This is a genomic window from Paraburkholderia mimosarum LMG 23256 = NBRC 106338 (assembly GCF_000739815.1).
In the GTDB taxonomy this organism is placed as follows: Bacteria; Pseudomonadota; Gammaproteobacteria; order Burkholderiales; family Burkholderiaceae; genus Paraburkholderia; species Paraburkholderia mimosarum.
In genome coordinates, this window is the sequence record NZ_BBJJ01000181.1 from 1 (window position 1) to 4,082 (window position 4,082).

Annotated in this window: 3 protein-coding genes and 4 pseudogenes; 4 read left to right on the top strand and 3 right to left on the bottom strand. The window is 56.4% G+C overall.

Going from position 1 to position 4,082, the window contains the following annotated elements:
• Nucleotides 1–44: 44 nt before the first annotated feature.
• Nucleotides 45–716 (top strand): annotated as a pseudogene (locus BMI01S_RS36200) (tyrosine-type recombinase/integrase); the annotation flags it as partial.
• Between the two features lie 37 nt (nt 717–753).
• Here the strand turns inward: BMI01S_RS36200 and tnpA are convergent.
• Entirely contained in the window at nt 754–1,197 is a 444-nt protein-coding gene (gene tnpA / locus BMI01S_RS36205; protein WP_042292880.1) for an IS200/IS605 family transposase, read from the bottom strand.
• A 225-nt stretch (nt 1,198–1,422) separates the two neighbouring features.
• Here tnpA and BMI01S_RS40195 point away from each other — a divergent pair.
• Nucleotides 1,423–1,608 (top strand): annotated as a pseudogene (locus BMI01S_RS40195) (DDE-type integrase/transposase/recombinase); the annotation flags it as partial.
• A 222-nt stretch (nt 1,609–1,830) separates the two neighbouring features.
• Here BMI01S_RS40195 and BMI01S_RS36215 read toward each other — a convergent pair.
• Nucleotides 1,831–2,286: a DUF3757 domain-containing protein gene (locus BMI01S_RS36215; RefSeq protein WP_036047270.1), complete on the bottom strand. Its 456-nt coding sequence runs from the start codon at nt 2,284–2,286 to the stop codon at nt 1,831–1,833.
• A 711-nt stretch (nt 2,287–2,997) separates the two neighbouring features.
• Here BMI01S_RS36215 and BMI01S_RS36220 point away from each other — a divergent pair.
• Nucleotides 2,998–3,441: a helix-turn-helix domain-containing protein gene (locus BMI01S_RS36220; RefSeq protein WP_244145424.1), complete on the top strand. Its 444-nt coding sequence runs from the start codon at nt 2,998–3,000 to the stop codon at nt 3,439–3,441.
• Nucleotides 3,438–3,707, top strand: a pseudogene (locus BMI01S_RS44365) (hypothetical protein); the annotation flags it as partial. The gene BMI01S_RS36220 and the pseudogene BMI01S_RS44365, both read left to right, overlap by 4 nt.
• A 140-nt stretch (nt 3,708–3,847) precedes the next feature.
• On the opposite strand, the pseudogene BMI01S_RS43655 reads toward BMI01S_RS44365, so the two are convergent.
• Nucleotides 3,848–4,082, bottom strand: a pseudogene (locus tag BMI01S_RS43655) (recombinase family protein); the annotation flags it as partial.

Consider the following 4,082-nt stretch of genomic DNA (forward strand, 5'->3'; position numbering starts at 1 on the left):
ACGCCGTGCGCCGAGGAAGTTGTACTGGCGGTGTCGCTTGAGCGCTCGGCGCCATGTTCCGCTGGCTGATCGAGCAGCGTTACGTGCTGGCTAATCCGGTCGCGGGCCTCAAGGTGCGTGGTGCGCGTCGCAAGGGTAAGCTGGACCGATCCCGGGCTTTCACGGCCGGCGAATGGGAACTGGTTCGCACGCTCGCCGACGGGCTCGAGTGGTCATATGGCTGGGCGGTACCGGCTGCACAGCGCCTGCGGTTCGTGCTCGACTTCGGTTACGCGACCGGCCTGCGAGCAGCCGAACTGGTCGGCGTGACGCTCGGCGGCGTCGAAGCCGGCGCACGCGGCGAGCGCTGGCTTCATCTCACTGGCAAGGGAGCGAAACCCGGCAAGGCGGTCTTGCCGCCGCTCGCGAGCTTCGCACTGGACCAGTATCTGGCGCAACGCGGTCTGCCCGACACGCCGGCTCGATGGGCGCCTGATACGCCGATACTCGGCCACCTCGATGAGCCAGGCGGCATCTCCATGCCGCGCCTGAGGCAGATGCTGCGCCGGTTCTTCGACGGCGCGGCCGATATCATCGAAACCGAGCATCAGCCGCTCGCAGACAAGCTGCGGCAGGCCACGCCGCACTGGATGAGACACTCGCACGCGACACACGCACTGGCCGGCGGGGCGACGCTCACGACCGTGCGCGATAACCTGCGTCACGCAAATGAGGCTCCCCGCCCCAAGGGGCGGGGTATCTAAAACCATCGCCCTAAAACAGCGCGATTTGATGGTCTGAGTGCAGCTTGTTGTATTCCTTGCCCTGATTCTTGACATACCGACCAATCATCTCTTCGTCGCCATGCTTACCTACCGTGCTCGCGAAGTACCCATCGGTCCAGAACTCACCGCCCCACAACGTCTTCTTCACATGCGGGCATCGGCGGAATATTTCCCGGGCCGTGATGCTCTTGAGAATCGTCACGATCCTCGTAACGCTATATGTCGGGACCGACTGGACCAGGAAATGAACGTGGTCCTTGTCCGTCCCTATCTCCAAAAATTTCATCTGATAGCGCTGAGCTATCTCCAGACAGATTTCCTTCAGAACTTCGTCAACCTGGTCATCAAAGACCGCTCGTCGATACTTCGCCGGCAGCACCACGTGATACAGCAACACCGTGACGTTGTGGCTCTTGTGAATGTATTCGCTCATTCACCGCAGCATACGCCGCAAGCGGCGGGGAATCTGACCCGAAGAGATTGATTTCGACGACCTCCGCCATAAGACGAATTCACGACGTGATGCTTGCGAAGGTCTTGGTAGTTGGCAAGGCCGGCGTCAGTACGACGCTTAACGCTGTGCGCGAGCGGAGTGCGGTGAAAGTCGCACGCTCCGTTCTTCGGGGGCCTCGTTTCCGAGAGGAAACGAGGCTACCCTCTCGAACGGGACCATCGGGCTATCAAACGCCGGACCCGGGCGATGCTGGGATTCAAGAACTTCCACCGTGCGAGGGTCATCCTCGGCGGCATCGAGGTAATGCACACGATCAGGAAAGGACAGATGAAATGTGCGGGCAAAGACCCGTCGTCTGCTTCCCAGCAGTTTTACTCCCTTGTGTCATAAGCAATACTTATCATATCGACATTTCTCGTCCCGACACCCTTGCTGCAACAGAACCGCATCCTCTCTATAGCTGATCAGGATTGGAAAATATTACCAAGAGTAGAGGTTTTTCGAGGTTCCCAGCTGCCGGAAACCGATGGTCATGATAAAGCGATTTGTTCTTGGTCATATGGCCATCTTACTCGACCGCCCTTGACATCGTGACAGCGCCCTACTGATTTTTCACGACCGTTGAACGACAACGAACCTACAACTCGAACCGGACGGCGCAGTGCATTCATAGTAGAAAAGGTCGAAAGGGCCATTTTTTTGATGCCATATGCTGCCCTCCAACCGTAAATCCGGTTGTAGAGACTTAGGTTTCTGGGATTTGGCTATGAATCGCAAATCCACATAATTGCCGTTATTTAGCTCGTAGGAGCACTTCACGGACGCCGCCGAGCCACTATCCATCATATGCGCCGGGAAAAATATGGCGGAGAAAAAAGCCTTGATAGTGCTTTCTTCCAGCCCCTGCGCAATGCCCAACCATTCGCCGTTGCCATCGCTGGCGTTTGCTGTGTACACCCCCCGTGCCATCGTAATGTCAGCGGGAGTCGGGCAGGCTACGACTGTTTCAGCCAACGCGCAACTAGATACACAAAGCGCGAGGCTAAAAATAAGAACGCTTTTCATCATAGGTAGGATTTCTCCATTTGAGTAGTATAAGCTTAAATCAAGATGCGAAAGGGAGCCGCTTTTGTAGATTGGTTATCTAGGGAAGATCTGCGCAGCTCGTTTTTTTCAGAGTACCGACCTATTGACACTTAGGAGCGTCGGCGCTTTCCATCCAAAGGTTGCCGGCACAAGCAGTGTCGAATCTGCACGAATTTTTGCATGGACCACCGTTAGCGGATCTACGTTCATCAGAATTGCAGCTTGAATATGCGGAATGCAGATTCCTCCCGGGCGCGAGTGCTAGTTTTCGAAAGCTCGATCTGGTGGATATGGCCACGTGTGCAGAGACAATTCCGTCACTTTAATGACGTGGACACGCGATGACTTTTGCAGATCCTCCCTTAGCTGAGATAGCTCGGTTTATTACAAAAAAGAAACTGAACTTTCGCTTTTATAAGGCATTGTGGTAACGATATCAAATAAATAATATTTATGTTTTGGCAGCGGTTTGGTCTGGAGTGCCAAATCCACCTCTCAGGCGCGGAGGCAACCCTGCAATCCTCCTCCGGCGAGAGGTGGCGCCGGAATTTCGGACAAGGTCGGTAATGGGAACGGTCGGGGCCTGAGCAGGTCATAGGGACGTCTTTCGGGAAATAAGTGGTCCTGGTAAAACTGCTTGGATTTCGGTAGCCTGGGTTTTTCCCAAGTACCGAGGTGGCGATGAAGTGCCGAGTGAAGCTCGATAAGGCGGAGACGATCACGTTACAGGAGATGGCGATCAATCACCGGTTCAAGAACTCGCGCAGACGCGCCACGGGTCTTTTGATGCTCGCTCGTGGCGATAAGCCAAAGGTCGTCTGTGAGGTACTCGGTGTAAGTGACCGGGCTGTGTACAACTGGGCTCACGCGTGGCGCCTCGGAGGCATCTGCGCACTGATGGGCGGCCACAACGGCGGTCGGCCTCGTGCACTTTCCGATGATTTGGTCGCAGTCGCCCTGGAGATTGCGCGTGCCGAGTCGCTGCCGCAAATCGCGCGACGCGTCGAAGAATCTCAAGGTCAACCGTTGCCGTGCAAGATCGAAACACTGGGCGAAGCGCTCAAACGCGGCGGCTTCACTTTTAAGCGTAACCGCTTCTCGCTCAAAAAAAGCGCGACGAGCAGGAGTTCGAGATGAAGCGTGCCACGCTTGAGAAGCTTCAGGTTGCAGCACGCGATGGCCAGTGTCGCCTGTTCTATTTCGACGAGGCTGGCTTTTGCGGATCGCCGCCGGTTCAGCGTAGCTGGTCACCACGAGGACTGCCCCATGCCATTGAGCCCAATCATCATTGCCGACGCAATGTGATGGGCGCGCTGAATTTTGGTGAGAACAGTTTCGTTCACACAGCAAGCGCCCGTACAGTCAAAGGGCCGGACGTTGAGGGCTTTCTCGACGAACTGATTTGTCAGGGCGATGCTCGGCCGACCGTGATCGTGCTCGACAATGCGAGCATCCATCACGGCATCGATCCGGCCACACGCGAGCGCTGGCTCATCGAACAGGGCAATTATTCCGGAGTCCTTGAGCAGCGTCACGTCGGCAATCAACAGACGGGCCATACGCTTCTTTTCCGCTCCGGTGTCTGGGGGTCGTTCCACAGGCGCGGGAAGTCCTGTGCAAGTGCCATGATGCTCTCACGCTGCTTCTCGTCGAGCTGGGCACTCGCCGTCCCGCATTGTTTTTCATAGCGCTCCTGGGCAGCACCAAGCGTTCTCAGTGCATGGTTCCACTCGGCTTCCAGCGAATCGGCTACAAGACGGTTGTCGGGATCGACACGC

Coding starts and splice junctions, on each gene's coding strand:
- BMI01S_RS36215 (WP_036047270.1), bottom strand. CDS start 2,286: ATGATGAAAAGCGTTCTTATTTTTAGCCTCGCGCTTTGTGTATCTAGT.
- tnpA (WP_042292880.1), bottom strand. CDS start 1,197: ATGAGCGAATACATTCACAAGAGCCACAACGTCACGGTGTTGCTGTAT.